The organism is Ensifer sp. Root278, from assembly GCF_001429285.1.
In the GTDB taxonomy this organism is placed as follows: domain Bacteria; phylum Pseudomonadota; class Alphaproteobacteria; order Rhizobiales; family Rhizobiaceae; genus Ensifer.
On the sequence record NZ_LMJJ01000007.1, the window covers coordinates 22,383 to 46,043 of the forward strand.

Here is a 23,661-nt window from a genome sequence, read left to right on the forward strand (position 1 = left end):
GCCACAGCACTATTTTATTGAGGTGCGCACCTCAATGCAAGCAAATTTTGAGGTGCGCACATCAATTCTTGCTTTTCGATTGCTTTTGTTGGAGGAATCGCCCTGAAGGATCGAGAGCAAAGAGAAGCGATTGCATGCGCCCTACCGCGAAAGATCTGGCAGAGGCAGCCGGCGTGAGCCTGGCCACCGTCGACCGCGTGCTGAACGACCGACCGAATGTCAGCAAGAAGGCTTTCCGCAAGGTCAACGACGCCATCGAGCGCATCGGCTTCGTCAGGAACCCGGCGGCGGTAGCACTTGCGCGCAACAAGACCTACCGGTTTCGCTTCGTCCTTCCCGTCTCCGGCGACCAGTATCTGAGCGAACTGATCGGGCGCGTCACCGAGGCACGCGACGCGCTGCGCGCCGATTCCACCGAGGTCGAGGCCGTGCAGATCCCGATGGCAGACCCGCACCACGTCGCCAAGTATCTGAGCCTCATCGATCACGAAACTCTCGATGGCGTCGCGGTGATGGCACCGGAATCGCCACAGGTTCGCGATGCGCTGGTGCGGCTCGTGGAACGAGACGTGAGGGTCGTGCAGTTCCTGTCAGGCCAGGAACGGCTGGAAAGGGCCGACTATGTCGGTATCGACAACTTCGCGGCCGGCGCCACGGCCGGCAAGATCGCAGGCCGCTTCATCGGCAACCAGCCCGGCAAGATCATGGTCGTGGCGGAAACCATGATGGCACTCGACAGCATCCAGCGCCGTCTCGGCTTCGACAGCATCATCAATGCGCAGTTTCCGCGTCTCCAGTGTCTGCCTTCGCTCGAAACCTATGCCGACGAGAAACGCGCCGAATTGATCATCAACAGGACGTTGCAACACAACCCCGATACGCTTGCCGTCTATGTGCTGAGTTCCGAGGCGCGAGCGCCGTTAACGGCGGTCTGGAATGCGCAGGGCTCGCGTCAGCTCACCGTCGTTGCTCACGAGCGCACGCCGTTCAGCGAGCGGGCGTTGATGGACGAACGCATTGATGCCCTGATCGCCCAGGACCCCGGCCATGCGGTCAGAAGCGCACTGCGCATCATGCGCGCCCGCGCAGATCATCGCGAGCTGCTGGCTTCGCAGGAGAGGATTCGCATCGAGATCCTGCTTAAGGAAAATCTTCAGTTTCAGGGCCCCTAGAGAGGCGTTGGCAGCCACAGCCGCCCTATACAGGCAGTGGCGATCAGGGTCGCACGGGAAGACGGGCGTCCCCCGATCGCGAGATTGCTTCAGAACATCTGGGCAAGCGTCTCAACGACCCGCGGCGTCGAGAGACCTTGATTGCATTGGCGCGCCGGAAGAAGCGTGCGGCATTGCCGGGCCAATGCCCTTTGGGCGGCCGCGTTGAGCCGTCCGTCAACCGGCCCGACGCGCACACCGTTTTGGCGCAATTGTGCTTCTATCAGGTAGGCAAACAGTCGAGGGTTGGTCCTTGCCAAATCACGCACGGCCCTTTGGCGTTCCGGTTGTGTCAGGGACTTAAACCTGTTGCTGAGCGCCGCAAACGCGCTGGCTTTTGCCGTCGAGGCATCCAACAGAAAGGTTTGAATGCTCTTTTCGGGGCCTGAGAGCAGGTCGGCCGACGCGAGCAAGACCGACTTCGCTTTCGCGTTGTCCCTTTTTACGAGTTGTGTGCGGCCATCGCGCTTGCCATCACGATAGGCTTCGATCAAATCGATTGCCGCAATCCGATCGCCCTCCTTGGCAGCGTTCTGCAGGACGGCGAGAGCCTTCTTGCTGCTGCGCGTGACGCCTTGACCGTAAAATAGGGCCTCAGCGACAACCGATGATGCTCCGACCACTTTCTCGTCTGCGGAGCGTTGGAGCAAGGCCATGCCCGCAGCTGCATTCTTGCGTGTCTTTGTCAACGCCTTGAAGCGGCCGAGCGCCACATTGGCACCCGGGTTCCCCGTTTCGAAGGCCATCTGGTAGTACCTTTCGGCCTCCTTCGTATTACGCGGGACAAGACGTCCGTTGTTGTAGGCATCACCGAGTCTGAGCATCGCTGAAACGCTACCCTGCTCCGCTGCGGCCTTATAATGTTTCACAGCCAGCTTCGGATCTTGCGCAGTAACTTGCCCCCCGCCGTAAATGTCACCGAGGGAGAGCAGGGCGGAAGCTGAGCCCTCGGCCGCCAGCGATGAAAGCATATTGACCGCCGAAGCGACGTCCTTCTTTATGCCCTGGCCGCGGGCTTCCATCTCGGCAAGGCGTATTTTGGCGTCCACATCGCCCTGCTCGGCTGCCTGGCGATAGTGCTCAAGCGCAGCGCTGTAGTCCGCCTTTACATCATCTCCCTCGGAATAGAGGTCGCCCAGCCGTAGATGCGCCCGGACGGATCCCAAATGCGCCGCCTTCTCAAGCGCCGCGACGGCAGGCGCTGGCTGCAATGGGATACGTCCGGAGAGGTAGAGTTCGGCGAGTGTGACCAGGAGATCCGGGCTCTCGCTTGCTCCGAGTGCACGAAGCTCCGCCATGCCGGCATTCACATCTGGCTGTGTCCCCTCACCCCTGATTGTCAGTTCGGCGACACGTAGCTGGCCTTCCAGGTTGCCTTGATCTGCTGCGGTGCTATAGGCCGCAAACGCCTTACCTGGATCGTCCGACCGATAGCCGTCACCAAGCCTCAACATGGCCCTCACGCTGCCTTGATCTGCGGCTTGCTGGTAATATTGCCGAGCCCGCAGCGGATCAACTGGCACCGTTTGGCCCTTGGCGTAAAGGTCGCCCAAAGAGTAGGCCGCGCCCGCTTCACCTTGGGCGGCAAGCATCGCCAGTTCGCCGGTGGCGCTTCCCGCGTCGGGAGCCATGCCCCGGCCGAGTGCCTTCATTTCAGCGAGCCGCACCTTCGCCTCCAGGCTGCCTTGATCGGCCGCCTGGCGATAGTGCTCTAGTGCGAGAGCATAGTTGACCGTCACGGCATCCCCGGCGGCGTAGAGATCGCCGAGCCGTACATGCGCCGGCACCGAGCCGAGGCGCGCAGCGCGCTCCAAGGTTGTGATGCCGAGTTCCGGCTGCATCGGCACGCGACCGGACAAGCAGAGGTCGGCCAGCGCTTCCAGTACGTTCGGATTGTCACTTTCGGCGAGCGATCGCATCGTCGCAACGCCTTGCGGGACATCGCGTAACGTTCCTTCGCCACGGATCGTCAGCTCCGCAACACGCAGGCTGCCGTCTAGACTACCCTGCTTGGCCGCTGCGCTAAAGGCGGCGAAGGCCTTGCCTGGTTCGCGACCTCGATAAACGTCGCCGAGCCGCAGCAGCGCCGTCAAACTCCCTTGTTTTACGGCTTGTTCGTAGTAGTGGGCGGCCCGGATCGGATCATTGGGCATCACGCCTGCACGTCCATAGAGATCGCCAAGGGCGAGTGCAGCGCTGGCTTCGCCTCTGTCGGCAAGCGCCGCCAATTCGGCACTGGCGGCCTCCATGTTCTGCTCTCCACCTTGGCCTCGGGCCTGCATCTCTGCAAGCCGTATCTTCGCCTCGACGTTGCCCTGTTCTGCCGCCCGGCGGTAGTAGCTTTGGGCCAGCGGAAAGTCGGTCGTGGCTGCCTCGCTTTGCGAATAGAAATCCCCAAGCCGCAGCAATGCGGCGACATTGCCTTGCGCGGCGGCCTGTCGATAATAGTCCGCCGCACGGGCGCGATCGGCCGGCACCGCCTCGCCCTTGCTATAGAGATCGCCGACGGCAAGCGACGCCTCGGCCCCGCCGCGCGCGGCAAGGTTTTCCAGCTCGGTCTTGGCAGCGGAGAGGTCCTGGGGGATGCCCTTGCCCTGCGCCCGCATTTCCGCAAGCCGAACCTTGGCCTCCAAATTGCCCCGCTCTGCCGCGCGGCGATAGTGATCGAAGGCGGCCGCAAAGTCCGTCCTCACCCCCTTGCCCGCGTAATAGAGGTCGCCCAATCGAACATTCGCCGTTGTGCTGCCTTGCGACGCGGCTTGCCGGAAATATTGCACTGCTTGCGCGGGATCAGCCGGCACAACTTTTCCGTCACCATAAAGATCACCCAATGCCAGTGAAGCCTCCTGTCTGCCGGATGCAGCAAGGCTTTTAAGCTCGGCCTGGGCCGCCGCGAGGTCCTGCGGAACGCCAAGGCCCCGGGCTTTCATTTCCGCAAGCCGGACCTTCGCCTCAACGCTACCCTGGCTTGCCGCCTGACGGTAGAAGTTTTGCGCGCGAGCGTAGTCAGTCATGGCCGTCTGGCTCTTGGAGTAAAACTCGCCGAGACGTATCATCGCCGTCACGCTGCCGCGCTCGGCCGCCTGGCTATAGTACTCGACCGTGCGCCCAGGGTCGGCTTGCACAACCTCCCCCTGGCGATAGAGCTCACCGAGAGAAAGCGCGGCTACTGTCTCTCCCTTTTCGGCCAGGGCAGCCAATTCTTGTGTGGCCGATGCCACATCCCGCGCCATGCCCTGTCCCCGAGCCTTCATTTCGGCGAGCCGGACTGCGGCCTCTGTGTTCCCCCGACCGGCAGCCTGCCGATAATAGTTTTGCGCCAGAGCAAAGTCCGCCACTGGCGACCCGCTTTCGGAGTAATAGCTCCCCAGTCTCAGCAACGCGGTAATGCTGCCGTTCTGGGCGGCCTGCCGGTAGTAATGCAGCGCTCTCACAGGATCGGCTGGGACCACGTCTCCCGCGCCATAAAGGTCCCCAAGCGAGATCGCAGCGGCGGTCTCTCCCCTGTCGGCGAGCGCAATCAATTCACGCGTTGCCGTTGCTACGTCGCGGGCAGTCCCCTGGCCCCGCGCCGTCATTTCAGCCATCCGGATCTTTGCCTCGTTGCTGCCGCGCTCTGCCGCCTGGCGATATTGGTCGAATGCTCCGGCGTAGTTCGTCGCCAAAAGACCGCCGGCAGAGTAAAGATTGGCCAAGCGAAGATGTGCGGTGGCGCTTCCCTGCGAGATCGCCTGCCTATAGTAGTTGACGGCGGCTGATGGATCTTGGGGTACGACCTTTCCTTCGGCATAGAGATCACCAAGGGCGAGGGACGCGCTGGCCTCCCCTCCCTTGGCAAGCGCCGCCAGCTCGGCGGTGGCAGCCGTCACGTCTTGCTTGACGCCCAGCCCTCTTGCCTCCATCTCCGCAAGCCGCACCCTTGCCTCAACGCTACCAAGCTCTCCGGCGCGGCGATAATAGCCGGCAGCAAGGGTTGGGTCGGCAGGCACGACCTGTCCATTGCTGTAGAGTTCGCCAAGCGCAATCGCTGCGGCTTTTTCTCCTCCTTTTGTCAGGGCGGTCAATTCGCTTGTCGCCGACGCGACATCCGGCGCCATACCCTGGCCGCGCGCCTTCATTTCGGCGAGCCGAACCTTCGCCACCAAATTCCCTCGTTCAGCAGCGCGGCGGTAGTGGTCTAGCGCTGCCGCGTAATCCGTCGCCGATGTGGTGCCGGCGGAATAGAGGTCGCCAAGCCGCAAATACGCAGTCATGCTGCCTTGCGTGGCCGCCTGGCGATAATATTGCAAACCCTGCGCCGGATTGACCGGTACGGCTTCTCCCCTGCCATAGAGGTCGCCCAACGCCAGCGCGGCAGCCGTCTCACCTCGCTGCGCGAGCTCGGTCAGTTCCCGAGTCGCGGCGGATACGTCCCGCGCAATACCTTGCCCGCGTGCTTGCATTTCGGCGAGCCGGATCTTGGCGCTCACATTCCCCCGGCCGACCGCTTGACGGTAAAAGTCCTGCGCAAGCCCGTAGTCGAGCATCGTCGGTTGGCCTTGTGAATAAAAGTCGCCGAGCCGCAACAAGGCGGTCACGCTGCCCCCATCGGCAGCCCGCCGATACTGGCTGAGAGCTTTCTCAGGATCGAACGCGACAACTTCGCCCTTACCATAGAGGTCGCCGAGAGCCAGTGAGGCATCTGCCTCGCCCGCTGCTGCGAGCTGCTCGAGTCCGGCTTTCGCGGCGGCGATGTCCTGGTTGATGCCGCGCCCCCGCGACTTCATCTCCGCCACCCGTATCTTTGCGTTGACGTTTCCTGCATCTGCGGCCTTGTGATAGAACTCGATGGCGCGCGCGTAATCGGCGGCGGTCCGTTCACCGTCGGAATAAAGGTCGCCAAGGCGAAGAAGCGCCGTGACACTGCCCTGTGCAACTGCCTGCTGATAGTAGAGGAGGGCCTGAGCTGGCTCGGCTGCCAGAGCCTGTCCGTCACTGTACAGATTGCCGAGCGATAGCGAAGCGCCCGCGTCCCCGGCCGACGCGAGAGAATCCAACTCTGCCTTCGCGGCTGCAACGTCCTGCGTTGTGCCGCGTCCTCTCGCCTTCATTTCCGCGAGCCGCACCTTCGCACCGACGTTTCCCCTCGCCGCTGCCTGCTCATAGCTTACTCTTGCGGCCCTATAGTCGCCCGTTAGTGCGCCCTGGGTGAGGTAGAGATCGCCCAGTCGAAGCAAGGCCGTTATGCTTCCAAGCGCGGCAGCGTGCTGGTAATATCCGGTTGCGCGTGCCGGATCCGCCCGGGTGACTTCCCCGGAGTAATAGAGATCACCCAAGCTAAGGGCGGCAGCCGGTTCACTCCGTTCGGCAAGCGACGTCAAAATTCGCGTCGCCGTCGATACGTTGCGAACGAGCCCCTGCCCGTGAGCCTCCATTTCTGCGAGCCGCACCTGGGCGCTCACGCTTCCTCTGCTGACGGCGCGCCGATAGTAGTCCTGCGCGAGGGTATAGTCTGGCTTAGCCCTACCGTTGCCGGCGTAGAGATCGCCAAGCCGTGTCAGCGCAGCGACGCTTCCCTGATCGACAGCACGCCGATAGTGGAGCCAGGCTTGGGCAGGATCGGCTGGCATGACATCCCCACGGGCGTAGAAATCACCCAAGAGAAGGGATGCCTCCCCCTCGCCGCGGGCTGCAAGTTTTTCCAGTTCGGCTTTGGCGGCGGCGACATCCTGCGGCACGCCTCGGCCCATGGCCGTCATTTCTGCCAACCGGACCTTTGCACTGACGCTGCCCCTAGCGATTGCGGCACGATAGTATTCCAACGCACGTCCGTACTCGGGTCGGGATAACTCGCCTTGCGAATGGAATTCCCCGAGCCGGAGCAACGCCGTGACACTGCCCTGAGCGGCGGCCTGTCGATAGTAGATCAGAGCTTTGGCGGGCTCGATGGCTAACGCGCGCCCTTCGCCATAGAGATCGGCAAGCGCCAAAGAGGCACCGGCCTCCCCTGCACTTGCAAGCGTCATCAGTTCCGTCGTCGCCGCGGCAAGATCCCTCGGCATTCCGCGCCCTCGCGCCTTCATTTCCGCAAGCCGTACTCTCGCGCCTGGATTGCCGTTCGCTGCGGCCTGTTGATAGCTTTGAACGGCTGGACCATAGTCGCCAGTCACCGCCCCCTCATCCGCATAGAGGTCTCCAAGCTGCATCAGCGCCGTCCCGCTGCCACGGGCGGCGGCCTGACGGAAGTATTTTGCCGCACGAACCGGGTCGGCCAGCACGACATCGCCTTTCAGATAGAGACTTCCAAGGGAGAGGTCGGCAATCGGTGCGCCGAGATCGGCCAGAACCTGCAATTCGCGCACCGCCTTCGTCACGTCGCGGGCCATGCCTTGACCGCGCGCCTGCATTTCGGCAATCCGAACTTTTGCATCCACATTTCCGTGTCCCGCAGCCAGACGGTAATGAACAAGCGCGGCGGAATAGTCCGAAACCAGGACTGTTCCGGCGTAGTAGAGTTCGCCGAGCCTGAAGTGCGCCCTTGCGGAACCCATATCTGCCGCCTTGCGCAGCGCCGAAACCGCCATATCGGTCTGTTCCGGTATGCGTCCGGAAAGGCAAAGCTCAGCTACTAGCTCCAGCACGCTGGGATTTTCGGATTGACCGAGCACGCGCAGGCTCGCCTCGCCTGCCGTCACATCGCGTTTCGTGCCCTCACCCCGGATCATCAATTCCGCCATCCGCAACTGCGCCGCGGGGATCCCCTGATTTGCCGCCTCGGCATAAGCGGCAAATGCCTTTTCGGGATTGCGAGGGACGAGTTCGCCACGACTGTAGAGATCACCGAGACCAAACAGCGCGCCCCGATAGCCGTAGGCTGCCGCACGTTCGTAGAGAGTAAGCACGCGGGTGCCATCGGGCGCTTCGTTGACAACCTCACCCGAGCCTCTCGGCTGCGATACCGCGACAATCGCATCCGGCCCGGCATTGCGCAGCATACCTTCATACTCGCCGAGCAGACGATCCACGGTCGTGGCATCGACCTTGCGTGCAATGTAGAGGTCAGCCAGTTGCGCCAATGCCCGGCCTAGGTTGGGCTGGAAGACAACCTGTTGCCCTCCTTCAGACCGATCGTGTTGGGATAGAGGGTCGATCGCTGAGGTTTCCGGCGCGGCGGCAGACGCCGACCCGGCCCACAGGACACCGACAGCGACAAGTCCGATCCAGCCCGAGGAACTCATCACGCCCCACTTTCTGCTCCGGCCACTTGGCGCCTTGGAAACACCGAGCGGTGCAAGGCGCGCAGGCGTCTTGCTGCGCGCCAACCGGTGGCAATCAGCCGATCGGCTGGTGGTGCGACGGGAAGCTGCGGCGTCTCGATCATATCCAAGAGCGCGTCTGGCGTTACTTCACTGGTGACAACAATGCGAGAAAGAGCGAAGAGATTTTCCGTCTCGTCGCTGAGCGCGTGACGAACACGGCAGGCGGCGAGGTATCCAGCATCTTTTGCAATCCTGCGCGTTGCGCGGGACGCGTAGCCATGAGGGTATGCGAATGTGGTGACTGCCGCGCCCAACCCGTCTTCCAGGGCCTTTTTGCTATCGCGAAGCTCGCTGGTAGCCTTTGCAAAGGACAGTGTGTCAAGTTCGGGATGAGTTACAGAGTGCGCGCCGATCTCGATCCCGGCGTCGTGCAGGTCACGCAGCGCGGACCAGTTGAGCATTGGGCGATTGCCTTCATCGAGATCCGCAAGCCATCGGGCGGTCGCCCCCACGAAACCGGTGGCGACATAGAGTGTGGCGGCAAACTTCCGGTCGACCAGAACTGGCATTGCGGCTTCGGCAAAGTCGCGAAGTCCATCGTCGAAGGTAATGACGCAGGTGCGCGGAGGGATCGGTTGTCCGCTGCAACGCAATAGCGCAAGGTCGCGAACCGTCATTGAGCGGTAGCCGCGCTGCGTCAGGGCCTGGAGATATGCGTCCAACTCCCGCTCGGTCACCAGCCAGCGTCGATAGGCCGGGCCGCAAGTGCGGCCGACGCTGTGATAGACCAGGATCGGGATAGCTTGCATGTCAAACCTCTCTTTCTGCCGGTCGTCTTTCGTCAACGCCATTACGCGGTCGATCGTCGCGCCGACGTTTTGCTAGGCTGCGCAAATAGCCTGGTACACCTGCAAGGATGCCAAGGCGCTCCATCCAGACGAGCCGTAGCGGGTAGTCGCTTGGTAGCCGCGCGGTTTTCTGCGATGTCGGCCCGGCCATGTGTAAGATGCCTGCTGGAAATGCCGCAGCGAGCCGAATAGCCCGACGTGGTTCGTCGACAACGATCTTCGTCAGGTAGGCGCCAAGCCCCATGCCATAACAAAAGGCTTGCCGACGCATGCCGTCTTCGCCGCGGCGGTGGTAGTGCCAGATAATGCCCTGAGGCTGGTAGACCAGTCTAAAGCCGCCGCTAACGATGGCGAAGAAGGCAGCAAGGTCATCGCCGCCACGCGCCAGCGTTCCAGCACCGAGTGCTGCATCGAAGCCGCCAAGCCGGCGCAACGCACTTGCCCGGAACGCCATGTTGGCACCTGAACCGAATTGACCAGCGGTGAAGGGAAAGAGCATGCTTTTGGGACGGTTCGCCTCCAAATCGTAAACTCGACGTTGCAGCCCCTTCCCGAAGCCGCCATGCCGCTCCGTCCAGACCTGCGCCCGAGTTTCGAGTTCGGCTGGCAGGATCAAACCGGTCACGCAACCGACAGCCTTATCCTCCTCCATCGGCGCCGCCATCGCTTCGACCCAATGTCGGTCGAGCACGACGTCATCATCGGTAAAGAGAACGATGTCGCTGGACACGTAGCGCAGGCCAGTATTGTGTGCCCGTCCGAGCCCCGGGGTTGGCTCGAGCACATAGTGCACCCGTCCGCGGTAATGTGCCGAAATCAGATCCAATGTCGCCTTCGAGGCCGGAGCGTTGTCTACAACGTGCACCTCATCGGGGGCGCGGGTCTGATCAAACAGCGACGCGAGGCAGCGATCCAGGCTCTCTGCGCGATCACGCGTTGCAATCACCACCGCCACTCTTTCACGCGCAGGCGCACGGCTGGAGTTAACTGAAGGCAAGGACCGCACGGAGCCGATCTCCGCGAGCAAGTCTGCAGGCGCAATCATGGGGCCAGAATGCTGCAACTCGACGAGTGAGAGCGGCTGCGCGCCAGAGCGGATCAAACAGAAAACGCCGCCATAGGGCACATCGCCGCTCGGCCTGGTAAGGTCGATCGCCGGAAGTGGCTTGGTATGGTCTATGTCTACGATCTTAATTGGGCGGAAAGGACTTGAGCGTCTGGAGAATTTTGCGGCAAGATAGGCTGCCGTCGTAAACATAAGCCCCGCGACGATTGTGAACGCACGCATCGGCCCCGAAGGGTCAAGTCGCGTCACCATATCCATCAAGCCGCGAAAGACGCCAGCCGGCAAGGTGCGGGTAACATAGGCACGCTCGGCACCAAGCTTGTCGCCCGCCCCTGCGGTTTCGACCACAACACTTTTCGAGCGTCCCTCAGCCTGGCATCGTCTGCGGAAGTAGGCCCACCGCGTCCGTTCTCTGGTAACGTGGTGATGAACCACGGCTAGCGGATCGTAGAGAATGACTGCTGCCGGGAAGTGCCGGCGGGCGCGAATGCAAAGCTCTGTTTCCTCGCACCCTGCGGCATCCTGGCCGCTGCGACCGAGACCCTCGCGAAAGCCGCCCACGGCATCGAAGACGGTCCGTCGGAACGACATGTTGCAGCCAATCGGATTGCGAACCGGGCTCAGCCTGTTCGGCAGGCCCTTGTAACTGCAGCCGACCACCCACTGGAATTCTTCTGGAAACCAGCGCGGTCGCTGATCTGGCCAAAGTGGCAGCACCTTGCCACCGACGCCGATAATGTTTGGATCCACAAAGTGCAGCGCGAGCCGTTGCAGCCAGTCGGCTTCGGCGACAGCGTCGTCGTCAAGAAACGCAACGATATCGCAGGGCGCGGCGGCATGCACGCCGGTGTTTCGCGCACCCGAGAGGCCTCGCGCCCCGTCATTGGCGATCACCTCGACACCTGGGTAAGAGGTCCGCATGTCCCGCAGCAGGTCGTCGTTGTGGTCGATGACGACGACGAGCCGATCAGGTTTGCGGGCTTGTTTCAATACCGAGTTAATAGCGTCGCCCAGTTGTAGGCGGCGCTCATCGCAGTAAGCGCAGATCACAACCGCAATCGAAGACATGGCAGGCCTCAACCTGCCCGCTGCGTACGGTTTCTGACCATGGCACCGGCGCGACTGCGTTGACTGAGGCCCAGCCGAGCAATTGTCTTCAGGACGCGCCAGCCATCGGGGATCGTGCGTAGATTGCTGACGCCGTGAATCCGCGCATATTCCCGGCTCGGAAGCTCCGCTATGGCGAGGCCTGCTTGTAGCGCGCGGATATTCATTTGCGTTTCGATCTCGAAACCGGTCGCGGACTCGACCCGCAAATGGGGTAAAACGTCACGCCAGAAGGCGTTGTAACCGTAGCAAAGATCGCTGTAGCGACCGCCGAAGCGCAGACGCACCAATTGCAGCAGGCCCCAGTTTCCAAGACGTCGGTACCATTCCATGTCACGCGTATCGCCGCCTTGGAGAAACCGCGAACCCTTTACGAAATCGGCGCCTGCAAGCAATGCACCCACAAAACCAGTCATCTCTTCGGGGTCAGCGGAACCATCCGCGTCAAGGGTGATGAGGATGTCTCCGCGGGCCGCGGCGAAACCAGCAGCAAGCGCCACCCCTTTTCCAAGGCGCGGCTGCTCTATTACGACGATATCGGGCATAAGTTCGCGCGCAACGGCGACGGTGCCATCGGTAGAGTTTCCGTCTACAAGGATGACCTCGTCTATCCAGGCGGGTATGCGTGGCAGGACATGCGGTAGGTTTTTTGCCTCATTTACCGTAGGGACGATGACACTGACCCTCGGGACAACGATGGCCCTGTCCATGGTGGACGGGCGGAGGGCTGCTCTTAATGAATTGTGAAAATGCTCACCCATCTTATTCAAAATCCTCCAACCAAAAAAAAAGAAAATTGAAAACAATAAGCGTTCATCCCCGGTCATGCAGATGGCCGCGGAAGAGAAAAGTGTGTATTACTTGTACATATTCAGTTTTATTACAATATTCTAACTTTGTAAACTACCGCGTGAATTTCCTGAAAAAGAGCACTTTATAGTAGAAGCCGTTATTTTCCTTGGTTTATTCCAAGATAGGCTCGATGGTGCCGTTTTATTGCAGAAATATGTCACAGTATAATGGATGGAATAGTTCCGTTCACAAAAAAATTTAGGAAACAAATTCTCTCTCGGACGCAATTTCTCCGGCATCGTTATATTTATACCCTTTATTTTTCTCTGGAAAATAAGATATTTTCCGAATTTCAATACATAAACCTCAATATAAGCAACTCCTTAAATGAGAGAATTCGCCGGAGATTCATAACGAGCGGAGCCACACTGTGAGCGCACATGGCTGACTGCTATCCACACACGTTGTCGTGACCAGAGCGCCTCGTCGCCGCGTCAGTTAAAGAACAGCTCGCCCTCGGATATCCTGGTTTGTGTGCCGTAGAAGCACAACATAGCGCCGCGCAAAGCTGAGCGCAGTCGAATCTAACCGATTGAATTTGCCTAGCTATGAGGGATAACGGAGGGTTGCGACCCACGAAGGTTGCAAGATCGATGGCTTATCAAGCGGGAATCGCGTATATTTGCAGCGCGAGGCATGATGCAGATTACCGTGCAATCAAAGGTAAGCGAGGCTGATGCAGTCGGAAGAACATATCGCCAAGGCACCGACAACGGACCCAGTCAAGCGGTGGATGAAGCTCATGGAAGAGTGGAACGCTCTGATTGCGGACTTGAGGGAATTGCGACGTTCCATCGCAACAGCCGCGAGCGCGGATAACGCTACCTTAATCCAGGCCGAGGCGGCGCTCGTCGCCAAAGGCCAGGCGCTTAAGGAAGAGATTGACGCTGTTCTCGGCGAGGCCGCCAGTCAACGCCAGCCAGTCAACGGCCCACTGATTGTCGGAACCCTTATTCCGACGCCCAAAGGCGAGCAATAGCACACGTTCAGCCTAACGCATGCCGTGTCAAGCTAAGAAGCTAACGAGCCTGAGAGCCGCCAACACTGCAAATATCAATAGGCAGCCACCTGTGCACCATATTAGTGGGCGCAACCGGGATCGCGGCAAGCCAGTCTGTGCGCCCATCTGAACAAAAAATAGACCTGCGATCGCGGCGAGGCCACTTCCAACGTCGAGCGGGTTCGTATGGCGTAGCGTCTCGAGATTTGCAGGCGCTTCGCGGATCCTGACATCGATCGGGACCATTCCGTCTTCGTCTTTACCTATGGCAATCCTTACAGACTTCACAGTACCAAGGGCCTCAATATTGTGACGTAGCTGTTCGACAGCTGCGGCGCTGTAGCGGTCGCCGGAACGAAAGGGAACGAGGCGCTGGAGTTCGGATTGCATGCGAAGACCGCCACTAAATCGAACCTCACCGAAACGGTTGCGGGGGCCCAAGTCGAGATCAATGACAGCAGTCGCGACACCCTCGCCCTTACGGACCCAATCCGTTGCCCGTCGCCGTGCGTGCGCGAAATCTTGGGCGGTGACGATTTGGAGGATACGCCGAGTGAACGTATCAACGACGAATGTCGTCGCGGGCTGCCCGACAAACTCATCAATGATCGCGGCGAGCCGATCGAGGACCTCACGGTCCAGTTCCGATGGACGAATGCCCTTGAGTTCAACGGACGTCACCCTGTAGATATCACCAAGCTTGGGGTGGAGAACTATTTTCCCTTTCTGATCCTCCTCGGATACCTCCGCGTCCAAATAGCCAAAGCCGGCGATCACGCCCTTGAGCCGGGCCTTTTCGGTCGCGAGCGCCTCCTTTCGTTCGGCCGGCGAAGCGCCGGCGTCTAACAGAAGCGGCAATTGGTAAGCCTGCTCAAGTGCCCGCGCGAGATACGGTAAGGAAATTTCCTGCGTGTCGAGTACCACCGATTGGGCTGACGCCGGTAAGACCGCAAACATCCAGACGGCGCCAGCGGTAAGGAACCTTGTGACGCACCAGTTCATCTTTTTGAGCTTCTGTTTCGCCGTTAATATTCGGTTTTGCGATCGATGCGGCATTTGCTGGCTCCAAACATAACCTGCCAGTGTGCTGTCCTATATTAGTAAAGCACAAAATTGTGAAGATGCACGCCCCCTAAGAGATCATTCTCGGGCATTTCATTTCCTGCTTATTCGTCCTATGCTTGTGAAACGCACCGATGAACGACCATGAGGGAAGCGCTGGATCGGCTGTATGAGTTTGGAGACGGCATCAACGCAACCGATCGGCCCTAACGCCTTTGGTCACCTCATCCAATCAAGTGGGCCGGCCTCAGATGCCGTTTGGCTTGACCTTTATCAAAGTGACCCGACCGCGCTCGTCAGCCAATCGCACCAATGGGCACAAGCCGTCACCGCCAGCGGCAACTACCAACGCAGCCCGCAGTACTTCCATTTCGCCGACGGTTCCCAAGCGGTATTGCCCCTATTTACCAAGGGTGTCGCCTCCTTGCGTTACGCTTGGTCGCCACCGCCGGCCTGGGGGTTCGGTGGCCTGCTTTCTGACGAGGGAATTTCACCTGACAAGTTGCGTTGCGTTCTCGCTCATCTTGAGACGTTGCCCTATGTCGGACTTAAAATCCGACCAAACCCTCTTTTAGCGAATATCTGGGCTGAGGCTGCCCGCCCCGGCTGGGCGACCATTCCCCGTCTGGCGCATGTCGTTGACTTGGCCGGAGGGACTGAGGTTGTACGGGCGCGCTTTCGCTCTAATGCTGGAACCAACATCCGACGCGCCCAAAAATGTGGCGTTGAGGTGGAAGCAGGTAACAGCGCTCGACTGATCGATGAGTTTCACAGCCTGCTCGAACTTTCGTTGTTGCGTTGGGCGCGCAAGCAGCATGAACCTGCAGTACTTGCACGCTTCCGTGGGTTACGCCGTGATCCACGTTCAAAGTTCGCCGAAATGGCGAGCCATCTCGGCGAGGCTTTTCGGCTCTATGTGGCGCGCATCAACGGCCGGCCCGTTGCCGCAATATTAGTGCTCATGCATCACCAAGCCCATTACACGCGCGGCGCGATCGATGAGGAGCTCGCGGGCGAAAGCCGCGCCACATACCTGCTTCAAGCCCGGGCAATCGAAGATGCCTGCCGGCTCGGCAGTACACATTATCATATGGGCGAGACCGGCAATTCCGCTTCGCTCGCCCAATTCAAATCTCGCTTCGGCGCGGTCGCCATCCCCTATGCGGAATACCGCTATGAGCGACTTCCCCTCGCAAGCCTCGACAGTTTCGCCCGAAGTACAGTCAAACGCGTGGTGGGGTTTCGTGATGCATCTTAGGCAATCGATCACCCTCACCGCCATACTCCTGTCTCTCTGTCTCGCAACATCGGCGGCGCGTGCTGACGGACCGGTTCCGATCGCTGCCAAAGGTTCGTGGCGGCTGATCTTTGAAGATAACTTCGACGGACCCGAACTTGACCGGGAAAAGTGGACCACCTGTTATTGGTGGAACAAGGACGGCTGTACCAATCTCGGCAATGCCGAATTGCAATGGTACCGACCAGAAAACGTCACTATGTCCGAAGGACTTTTGCGGCTCACTGCTCGACGACAAAAGGCCAAGGGCATCGAAGACCGGACTTTCGACTACACTTCCGGCATCGTCACCACGGGGCGCGACTACGACGAACTGCCTCGTCCCTCGCGTGTTCGGTTCCGTTACGGCCACGTTGAAGTCAAGGCAAAAGTTCCTGCGGGCACGGGGCTCTGGGCCGCGATATGGCTTCTGCCGGAGACACGCAAATCCCGTCCGGAAATCGATATTATGGAGGTTCTTGGCGATTCATCCTCCACGTTGCGAATGCACTATCATTACCTTGACGCGGCCTCTGAGAAGAAGAGCGTCGGGAAGGACGTCGAGACATCAGACTTGACGGCGAACTGGCACATCTACAGTCTGACCTGGGACGCGGACAAGATCATTTGGTACCTCGACGGCAAGGAGGTCTGGCGACACGCGGACGTCCCGACGATATCCAGTGAAGAGATGTACCTGCTCCTCAATCTGGCTGTTGGCGGTGAGTGGGCGGGGGCTCCATCGAAGACTACGAAATTTCCCTCCGCATACCTCGTCGACTACGTACGTATCTGGCAGCGGGACGACGGCTGATGTTGCAGCGTAACAACCACGACCACGTCAACTTCATGGCCCGAGTCTCGGGGGCCTATCCAGCGTTGGCTGCGCTTGCCCACTCGTCACTCCTAAAAAACGGCTACGCGCTAATCGCGAGCGCCGGGCTCACTTCGGTGCTCGGACTCGCCTTCTGGGGCCTGGCTTCCCGCTTTTACTCCCCCGAACAAGTCGGGCTTGGGGCAGCACTCATCTCTACCATGCTGGCGCTTGGAAACATCTCGCAGCTCAACATGGGCAACTTTCTGAACCGCTATCTACCTGCGACCGCGAAGGAGGGCGTCCGGCGTCTGGTGCTTTGGGCCTATGCATTAGCCGCCATTGCGGCGGCTTTTCTTTCCACGCTCGCCATCATTTTCATCTCCCGTATCACACCCGAATTGGGTTTCCTGCGAGAGCAGCCCATCTCAGCCGCAGCCTTCGTGGTCGCAACGGTCGCCTGGACCCTCTTTGCCCTACAGGATAGCGTGTTAGCGGGTTTGCGGCGCGCGACGGTCGTGCCTATTGAAAACGCCATATTCGCCGTTGCCAAGCTTTTGTTGCTTACACTATTTGCAGGCTCCTCCATTCTCGGTGCTGGGCTCTATGCGGCGTGGATCTTGCCGCTGCCACTCTTGTTGGCCGGCATTAATTGGCTGATTTTTATCCGTTTTCTTCCGAAACACCGCATCAACGGCGAGTCCCAGAGAGCTGACCGCAGAGCGCTCACTCGATATTTTGGGTGGGACTATCTGGGTACGCTCGCCTCAATGACGGCAATGGGCATCGCGCCTCTCGTCGTCCTGCATTATGGCGGCTCGGCCAATCTGGCTGTCTATTATATCAGCTGGGAAATCGTCTACGGGGTCTATTTGATCAGCCGTTCGATGGGCGTCTCCCTCTTGGCAGAAATCGCGTTCGATAAGTCGAAATTGCATCGGCTCGCCGTAGATGCCTTGCTCTACACGATCGCGCCATTGGCAGCTGTTGTGTTGGTGTTGATCATAGGCGCGCCACTTCTGTTGACGGTGCTCGGTATCGATGTCTCGTTTACAAATTCGACGCTGCTGCGCCTGCTCGCTATATCCTGCCTGCCTTGGAGCCTCGTCACGCTCGTTCTCGCTGTTCACCGTGCGACGGGTCGGACACAAGTCGTTGCACTCGCACAAGTCGTAACGTTAGTCATTGTGCTTGGTCTTGGCACTCCGCTTGTCGCAGCCTATGGCGCTCTAGGGATGGCGGCCGCGTGGCTGATCGCCCACAGCTTAACGGCGGTCGGCCTGTTAGGCGACCTGTCGCGCCGTCTCGGACCGTCCGGTCGGATCGATCTTACATTGCGTTTGTTATCGTCGTTGGCGCGGATCTGGAGCAATGTCGCACCGCGGCGGCACTCAGCGCCGCCACTCGAGGCGTCAATTGCGAGCTTCTGTGCCGCCACCGGGCTTGCAATGCCAGCTGCGCAGTCCGTGCGGGAATTTTTCCGTGAAAGCGACGTACGAACAGGCATGTTCCGGACGGATGACGCTGCGAACGAACTCCTGGTCTTCAAGGCATCGACATCGCCAGAGGGGCACCGAGCAGTTACCCGCCACATCGAACGCAGCCGTGAACTCGCCACCAATCCCGCGTTCCGACACCTTGATTTTGCGGTTTCAACGATTATCGCGAGTTCTGTTGACCCATCAGGAGCGAAGCTCGCGGAGCGCGCGTTGCCGGGTGCCGACGGTCGTTCGGTTTTTGCCAAGTCTGAACAGTACCTTTCCGCACTCACCCAAGCGATAGACGCCATCCACATAATGCACTCGCGCACAGGAACAAAAGGGGTAATCAACCAGGATTGGCTGGAAAGCTGGCTCTATTATGGATCCGATATTGTATGCGCATCGCAATCGCATTTGCTCGGCCCGGCGTCGCGCGCAGAGGCACTTGCTGTCTTTCAGGCGCAACAACGCGAGTTCTGGAGCGGTCGTTCGTTGTCTCTCAGTCTCGGCCATGGGGATTTCGCCCCCGGAAACTTGCTTTTCACGTCCGGCCCAGATGAAGCTGATGTCCGCCTGAGTGCAATTATTGACTGGGAGACGGCCACCCAGGATACCCCGCCCGGCCTTGATGTCATCTTCCTGTTGCTGACCGCGCGCGCATTGCGCAGCGGCGAAGACCTGGGTTTCGTTGTACGCCGCTTTTTGGAAGTGCCGCAATTGTCACCCGAGGAGGTGAAGGCCATGGCACCAATGCGTGCCACACTTGAGGAGAGCTACGGTGCACTTACGGACCCCGCCGTGTTGCGCGCGCTTTGCGGGTTGGCGTGGTGGCACCACATTGCGACCAATTTGACCAAATCGTCTTGTTTTGCTGATAAGGCGCTATGGCTGGCGGTCAACATCGACCTCGTCCTGGCCTGGTATGGCGGTAAGGTGAACGCGGCACCGCACATACTTGCGATCGGCTGCCTCCGCAGACAAAAGCGCAAGACAAGCGCGACGTCGTCCTACCCCATTCCTGCCGGCTCCACGAAGAGGGGGTAACAGGTAATGACCGTTCTTGCCCGCGTCGAAGACATGCCATTGAACACAGGCGCTGACACAGTCTCCAAGCGATATGGCGTAGCCCTGGCCGCTATACTCTTTGCGACGCTCCTCCTTTGGGCGATATCGTTGCCTGCGATCGAGCCCGATCGGATGACCGACGTCGGCTTGGTTTCGGTTTTGCCCAGGAGCTTCTTTCTGTCACTGGCGTTGCTAGCAGCAGGTTTTGCCTGGCTGGTATGTGCTGGGCGTACCGCTGGCCCCTTACCCGTCTTCTATCTGATCGCGCTCGTCATCGTCCTTCACGCGACCCCACCGATCGTTTACGGAACATTGCGCTATTCCTGGGCCTGGAAGCACCTCGGCGTCGTCGACTACATCCAACGTTATGGAGCCGTTGACCGAAATGCATCTTTCCTCGCGGCCTATCACAATTGGCCCGGGCTGTTCGCGGCGACGGCTTGGTTGGCCGACCGCTTCGGCTTGAGATCGGTCGATCTCGCACCAATCGTAAGCTTCACCCCGCCGGTCCTCACGCTCGGGCTTGTCGGGGCGTTTCTGGGAATTGCCAAACGCCTGTCCGCAGATCGCCGCCTACAACTGACGGCCTGTTGGCTATTCGTAGTCGCCAACTGGGTCGGCCAGGACTATTTTTCGCCGCAAGGCGTTACATTTCTTTGTTACCTCATTCTCATAGGCCTATTTCTTGGCCCCTTGCGCAAACGCGAAACGACTTGGGCGGCGCGACGACCTGGTTTTCTGTATGTGCTCGGCCCTGTCTCACGCCCCATCGGGCTACCTTCCTGGACGGGCAGCCGCTTTGTGCGTACCTTCTCCGCGTTGCTGGCGATGGTGCTCATTTGCGTGGTCGTGGTCACGCATCAGCTGACGCCTCTCATGATCATCCTCGCGGCGGTATCGCTGACCCTCCTCGGATGGCTTTCGCCCGCCTATCTGGTGTTTGCTATCGTCGCTGAAATTGGATGGCTTCTCTGGCCAGCGGCCCCCTTTGTCTACGAGCAAATTTTGAGCGAACTGGCCAGCATGGGTACGCTGTCAGAAGCCACCAGCAAGCTCGCGAATGTGGCCGACGTGAGTGCCGAACGTGCATGGGTGGTTTTGTTCGGGCGCGCGCTTTCGGCAGGCGTCATAGTCCTTGCGCTCCTCGGCGGTTTGCGTCGGCTCTTAAATGGCCACTGGGACCTCACCGCCGCCGCACTCTTGCTCTCACCAATGCCGCTGATAGCGGTTGCGTATGGCGGAGAGTCGATATTTCGCGTTTACCTCTTTGCGTCGCCCTTCCTTGCCTTCTTCGCTGCCGCCGCGTTCTTTCCATCGACGCGGGCGGGAAAGCCGGCCTATGTCTTCCTGCCGCTTGCTATCGTGCTTCTTTTTTCGACCATCGGTTTCCTATTCGCAAACAATGGCAAGGACCGCGAATACCGCTTTGCGCAAGATGAGGTCGCCGTGGCCGAATGGCTCTATCGCACAGCTCCGGAGGGCACACTCCTCATCGAAGGTTCGCGTAGTTACCCGTCGCAGTTCATGAACTACGAGAATTTCTACTATTTGGCGATTTCGTTGGAAGCGAAGTCAACGCGAGAAGAAATTGCCGCCGACCCATCAGGTGTCTTTTTGCGGTGGATGGATAGTCCCCAATGGCGTGACGCCTACGTGATTCTCACGCGCAGCCAGAAAGCTTCTCTCGAAGCCAACGGGCAGTTGCGGCCGGGCGACTTCGACCACATCGAACGGGACCTGCTGACCTCGCCTCGCTTTAAGCTGGTGCGGGCATCGACCAATGCGAAAGTATTTCGCTTACTGCCCGCGACTGCGGACGGCAGCGCCCGCGACAATCGGTACCATTGAGCGGAGCTCAACCAACATCAGAAAGGTGTGTCGCATCGGAGCGCACATTGGTGTGGTCATGCGTGGGGGCCGCAACAAGGCCTTTCAGGCTATTGCCGCCCTTGCGTAAGCAACTGTGCCAGTCCAGTGCGAAGATCCGTACGGCATCGTTGGTCGAGCTCTGCCTGGAGCGCTTGGGTGCACCCTTGAGAACGCCTGACTTCGCCGAGCAGTCCGTCCACGTAACTGATTGCGCATTGAGACTTGGTTTCTTCGATCATGATCCGCGCGAGCTCATTGATCGATGTCTCGACACCGCTGCAAACATTTAAGATCCGAGCACCGTCCGGAATCCGCTCCGCTGATCGGATAAGCGCCTCGACGACATCGGCGACGTAAACGAAATCACGGGTCTGCTTGCCATCGCCGTAGATCACGATGTCCTCGTTGTTTCCCAGCCGCTGCGCAAATTTGGTGATCACACCGGAATAGGGTGACTGCGGATCCTGGCCCGGTCCAAAGACGTTGAAGAAGCGAAGGCCCGTCGTCGAGAGACCATAGACTTCGTAGGCGGCTCGGGCGTGCAATTCGCACGAAAGCTTGTCGGCGCCGTAGGGCGAAAGCGGAACGCACTTGCCTTCCTCCGAGAGCGGCAGGTCCTGGCTCGCGCCGTAAACGGCGGCTGAGGAGGCGTAGACTACTGTTCGCTTGGTGCCAGACTTCGCAATTTCCTCAACCAGATTTAGGAACCCGGTGATGTTGATTGCGTGAGAATGCGTCAGCTCTCGATTGCATTTTTCGACGGAAGCGACAGCGGCCAGATGAATGCAGGCATCGACACCGGAAAGCGCACCGCGAACGACCTCTTTATCCAGAATAGAACCGTTAATAAACGTGGCTGCCTTCGGCACATTGTCACGCTTTCCTGAACTGAGGTCATCCAGCACCACAACCTCGCGGCCAGTTTCCAGCAATCGCCGCGCCAGATGCGCACCGATGAACCCTGCCCCCCCGGTAACCAAGATCGTTTTCAACCCGTTTCCCCCATGACATTTGGTCTCGGCGAAAGTTGTCGCGGCAATTAGCCAACCAGAACGCGCAAATGAGTTGCGAACGAAACCAATACTTTGCTGTCTCTGCGCCACCACCGACGCTCTCAGCGTCTCTATTCAATCCTCTATTTTCGCTGCCTAGCAGTCAAGTCACCGATGCCCCCCATCCTTGCTACTCGCGTCCAGGTAGCGGGCATCGAGAGAGGGCATGCGAAGCGCTAAATCCTGGCTGCCAAAACTTGGGGCCGTTCCTGGTCGTAAACTAGTTGTGGGTCTACTCCGTGCCGGGGGGCGCGCGAATGTAGTCTGCGCCCTCTTTCCTTAAATTAAAACATACGTAATATATATCATGCGGAAGTTTGTACGGCCGAAGTGAATTATGGGTTTTAGCTTCTTCGCGGACCGACGCTTAAGTGTCGGATTCCACGCGATTTATTTGCATAAAATGATTTTCTTGTTCTTGCGTGTCCACTCTTCTTGCGTATTGGGCCAATGCAACACACTTACGACAACCGGATCGCACCCACGATTTGCTATCGCGTCACAAGCCCCGCACCGCGTGACGCGTGGAGGCAATTGATGAACCATGACCCCGAGGCGATGCCTTATCAATCGCCAGAGTGGAACAATGCAATCTGCGCTGAGGGCAGGCTCAGGGACATCAGCCGCTACTACCAGTTCGAAGACGGGTGCCAGATCCTAGTTCCGCTCGTGACCGTGACGGCCATTGGTCCCGTGGACCTTGTTGCGGGGTCGTATCCCGATGGTTGCGGTATGGGCGGGGCTGTCTGCTGCGAGAACACGACCAACCGCCACCTCAGGGAAGTCCTGAAGGATCTCATGGCTTTGCGTTTCCTCAGCATTCGGATCAGGCCCAACCCATTACAGGGAAAACGATGGTCCGAAGCGGCGGCCGGCCTAGGTCTGATGACGAAACCGCGACGCGCGCACGTTATCGATCTCAAGGATGGTTTCGATCACGTCTACAGCAAGCTCTTCACCAAGGCGACAAGGGTCAGTATCCGCAAGGCCGAGAGGGAGGCCGTTGTCGTTAAGAGCAGCAGCAGCGGCGAGTTGATCCCGTTGCTCCACAGCTTGCTTGAGACGTCCGTCAAGAGATGGGCCGAACAGCACAACGAACCGCACTGGCTGGCGAAGTTTCGCTTTGGGAGACGGGATCCCATCAAAAAGCTCTATCGGATTCAGGAGGCGCTCGGAGCATCCTGCAAGGTGTGGGCAGCCTGGGTGAACGGACAACCCGTTGCAGCGTCCCTGGTCTTGATGGGGAAGAATGTGAACGACGCACGCGGCGCAATCGACCGGGTTGCATTGGGTACGTCGCGCGCCAACGATCTCCTTCAAAAGCTCTCCATCGAAGATGCGTGCCGGGCGGGCTGCCGTTTCTATCACCTTGGCGAGAGCGGCAATTCGGCCTCACTTTCACATTTCAAGGAGCGCTTTGGCGCGACACACTACGACTACTCCGAGATATTCATCGAGCGATTCCCGATTTCCCGAGCCGAATACCTGCTTAAATCAGGCGTCAAGCGAGCGATCGGCTTCAAGGACTGAATCCGCGTTCGTCCCGTTCACCGCGCCCCGCCCATTTAACGAGAATGTGCCGGGGGCCGTTAAACGGGGCACAAGTTTGCGTCACTTATACGCATTGAATCGCCGCGAGCGCACCAACAAATCGGCATTTGATCTCGGCAAGCCGGAAATGGATGCCAAATGGAAGGCCCGGATGGCTCCCGAGGAGCTG

13 protein-coding genes are annotated in these 23,661 nt (G+C 59.4%); 7 read left to right on the forward strand and 6 right to left on the reverse strand.

The window, feature by feature from the left end; translation table 11 throughout:
* The first annotated feature begins 134 nt into the window (after positions 1–134).
* Positions 135–1,172, forward strand: coding sequence for a LacI family DNA-binding transcriptional regulator (locus ASE60_RS08400; RefSeq protein WP_057249300.1), 1,038 nt, complete (start codon positions 135–137; stop codon positions 1,170–1,172).
* An 89-nt stretch (positions 1,173–1,261) separates the two neighbouring features.
* On the opposite strand, the gene ASE60_RS34485 is transcribed toward ASE60_RS08400, so the two are convergent.
* The 4 genes from ASE60_RS34485 to ASE60_RS08420 are packed head-to-tail and all read right to left on the reverse strand — an operon-like array spanning position 1,262 to position 12,297.
* Entirely contained in the window at positions 1,262–8,512 is a 7,251-nt protein-coding gene (locus ASE60_RS34485; RefSeq protein ID WP_156414608.1) for an SEL1-like repeat protein, read from the reverse strand.
* On the reverse strand, positions 8,428–9,300 hold the full coding sequence (locus ASE60_RS08410) for a polysaccharide deacetylase family protein (protein ID WP_082615773.1): 873 nt from the start codon (positions 9,298–9,300) through the stop codon (positions 8,428–8,430). The genes ASE60_RS34485 and ASE60_RS08410 overlap by 85 nt, the downstream gene beginning before the upstream one ends.
* Positions 9,260–11,431 carry a glycosyltransferase gene (locus ASE60_RS33565; RefSeq protein WP_082615774.1) on the reverse strand — a complete coding sequence of 724 codons (2,172 nt, stop codon included), beginning with the start codon at positions 11,429–11,431 and terminating at the stop codon, positions 9,260–9,262. The genes ASE60_RS08410 and ASE60_RS33565 overlap by 41 nt, the downstream gene beginning before the upstream one ends.
* An 8-nt stretch (positions 11,432–11,439) precedes the next feature.
* Positions 11,440–12,297, reverse strand: coding sequence for a glycosyltransferase family 2 protein (locus tag ASE60_RS08420; protein ID WP_244495566.1), 858 nt, complete (start codon positions 12,295–12,297; stop codon positions 11,440–11,442).
* A gap of 701 nt (positions 12,298–12,998) precedes the next feature.
* Between ASE60_RS08420 and ASE60_RS08425 the strand changes: the two genes are divergently transcribed.
* The gene (locus ASE60_RS08425) at positions 12,999–13,301 is read left to right on the forward strand and encodes a hypothetical protein (protein WP_057249303.1); all 303 of its coding nucleotides are present in this window, start codon (positions 12,999–13,001) and stop codon (positions 13,299–13,301) included.
* A gap of 27 nt (positions 13,302–13,328) precedes the next feature.
* Here ASE60_RS08425 and ASE60_RS08430 read toward each other — a convergent pair whose 3' ends face one another.
* Positions 13,329–14,378, reverse strand: coding sequence for a POTRA domain-containing protein (locus ASE60_RS08430; protein WP_057249304.1), 1,050 nt, complete (start codon positions 14,376–14,378; stop codon positions 13,329–13,331).
* 175 nt (positions 14,379–14,553) lie between these two features.
* On the opposite strand from ASE60_RS08430, the gene ASE60_RS33570 reads away from it, so the two are divergent.
* The 4 genes from ASE60_RS33570 to ASE60_RS08455 are packed head-to-tail and all read left to right on the forward strand — an operon-like array spanning position 14,554 to position 20,868.
* Positions 14,554–15,642: a GNAT family N-acetyltransferase gene (locus ASE60_RS33570; protein ID WP_082615776.1), complete on the forward strand. Its 1,089-nt coding sequence runs from the start codon at positions 14,554–14,556 to the stop codon at positions 15,640–15,642.
* Positions 15,632–16,474, forward strand: coding sequence for a glycoside hydrolase family 16 protein (locus ASE60_RS08445; RefSeq protein ID WP_057249307.1), 843 nt, complete (start codon positions 15,632–15,634; stop codon positions 16,472–16,474). Before ASE60_RS33570 ends, ASE60_RS08445 begins: the two co-directional genes overlap by 11 nt.
* The gene (locus tag ASE60_RS08450) at positions 16,474–18,999 is read left to right on the forward strand and encodes a phosphotransferase (RefSeq protein ID WP_057249308.1); all 2,526 of its coding nucleotides are present in this window, start codon (positions 16,474–16,476) and stop codon (positions 18,997–18,999) included. Before ASE60_RS08445 ends, ASE60_RS08450 begins: the two co-directional genes overlap by 1 nt.
* 6 nt (positions 19,000–19,005) lie before the next feature.
* Positions 19,006–20,868, forward strand: a complete 1,863-nt coding sequence (locus ASE60_RS08455; protein ID WP_057249309.1) for a hypothetical protein — start codon at positions 19,006–19,008, stop codon at positions 20,866–20,868.
* 89 nt (positions 20,869–20,957) lie between these two features.
* Here ASE60_RS08455 and ASE60_RS08460 read toward each other — a convergent pair whose 3' ends face one another.
* Positions 20,958–21,881, reverse strand: coding sequence for an NAD-dependent epimerase/dehydratase family protein (locus ASE60_RS08460; protein ID WP_057249310.1), 924 nt, complete (start codon positions 21,879–21,881; stop codon positions 20,958–20,960).
* Between the two features lie 597 nt (positions 21,882–22,478).
* Here ASE60_RS08460 and ASE60_RS08465 point away from each other — a divergent pair.
* The gene (locus ASE60_RS08465; protein WP_057249311.1) at positions 22,479–23,471 is read left to right on the forward strand and encodes a GNAT family N-acetyltransferase; all 993 of its coding nucleotides are present in this window, start codon (positions 22,479–22,481) and stop codon (positions 23,469–23,471) included.
* Positions 23,472–23,661: the final 190 nt, after the last annotated feature.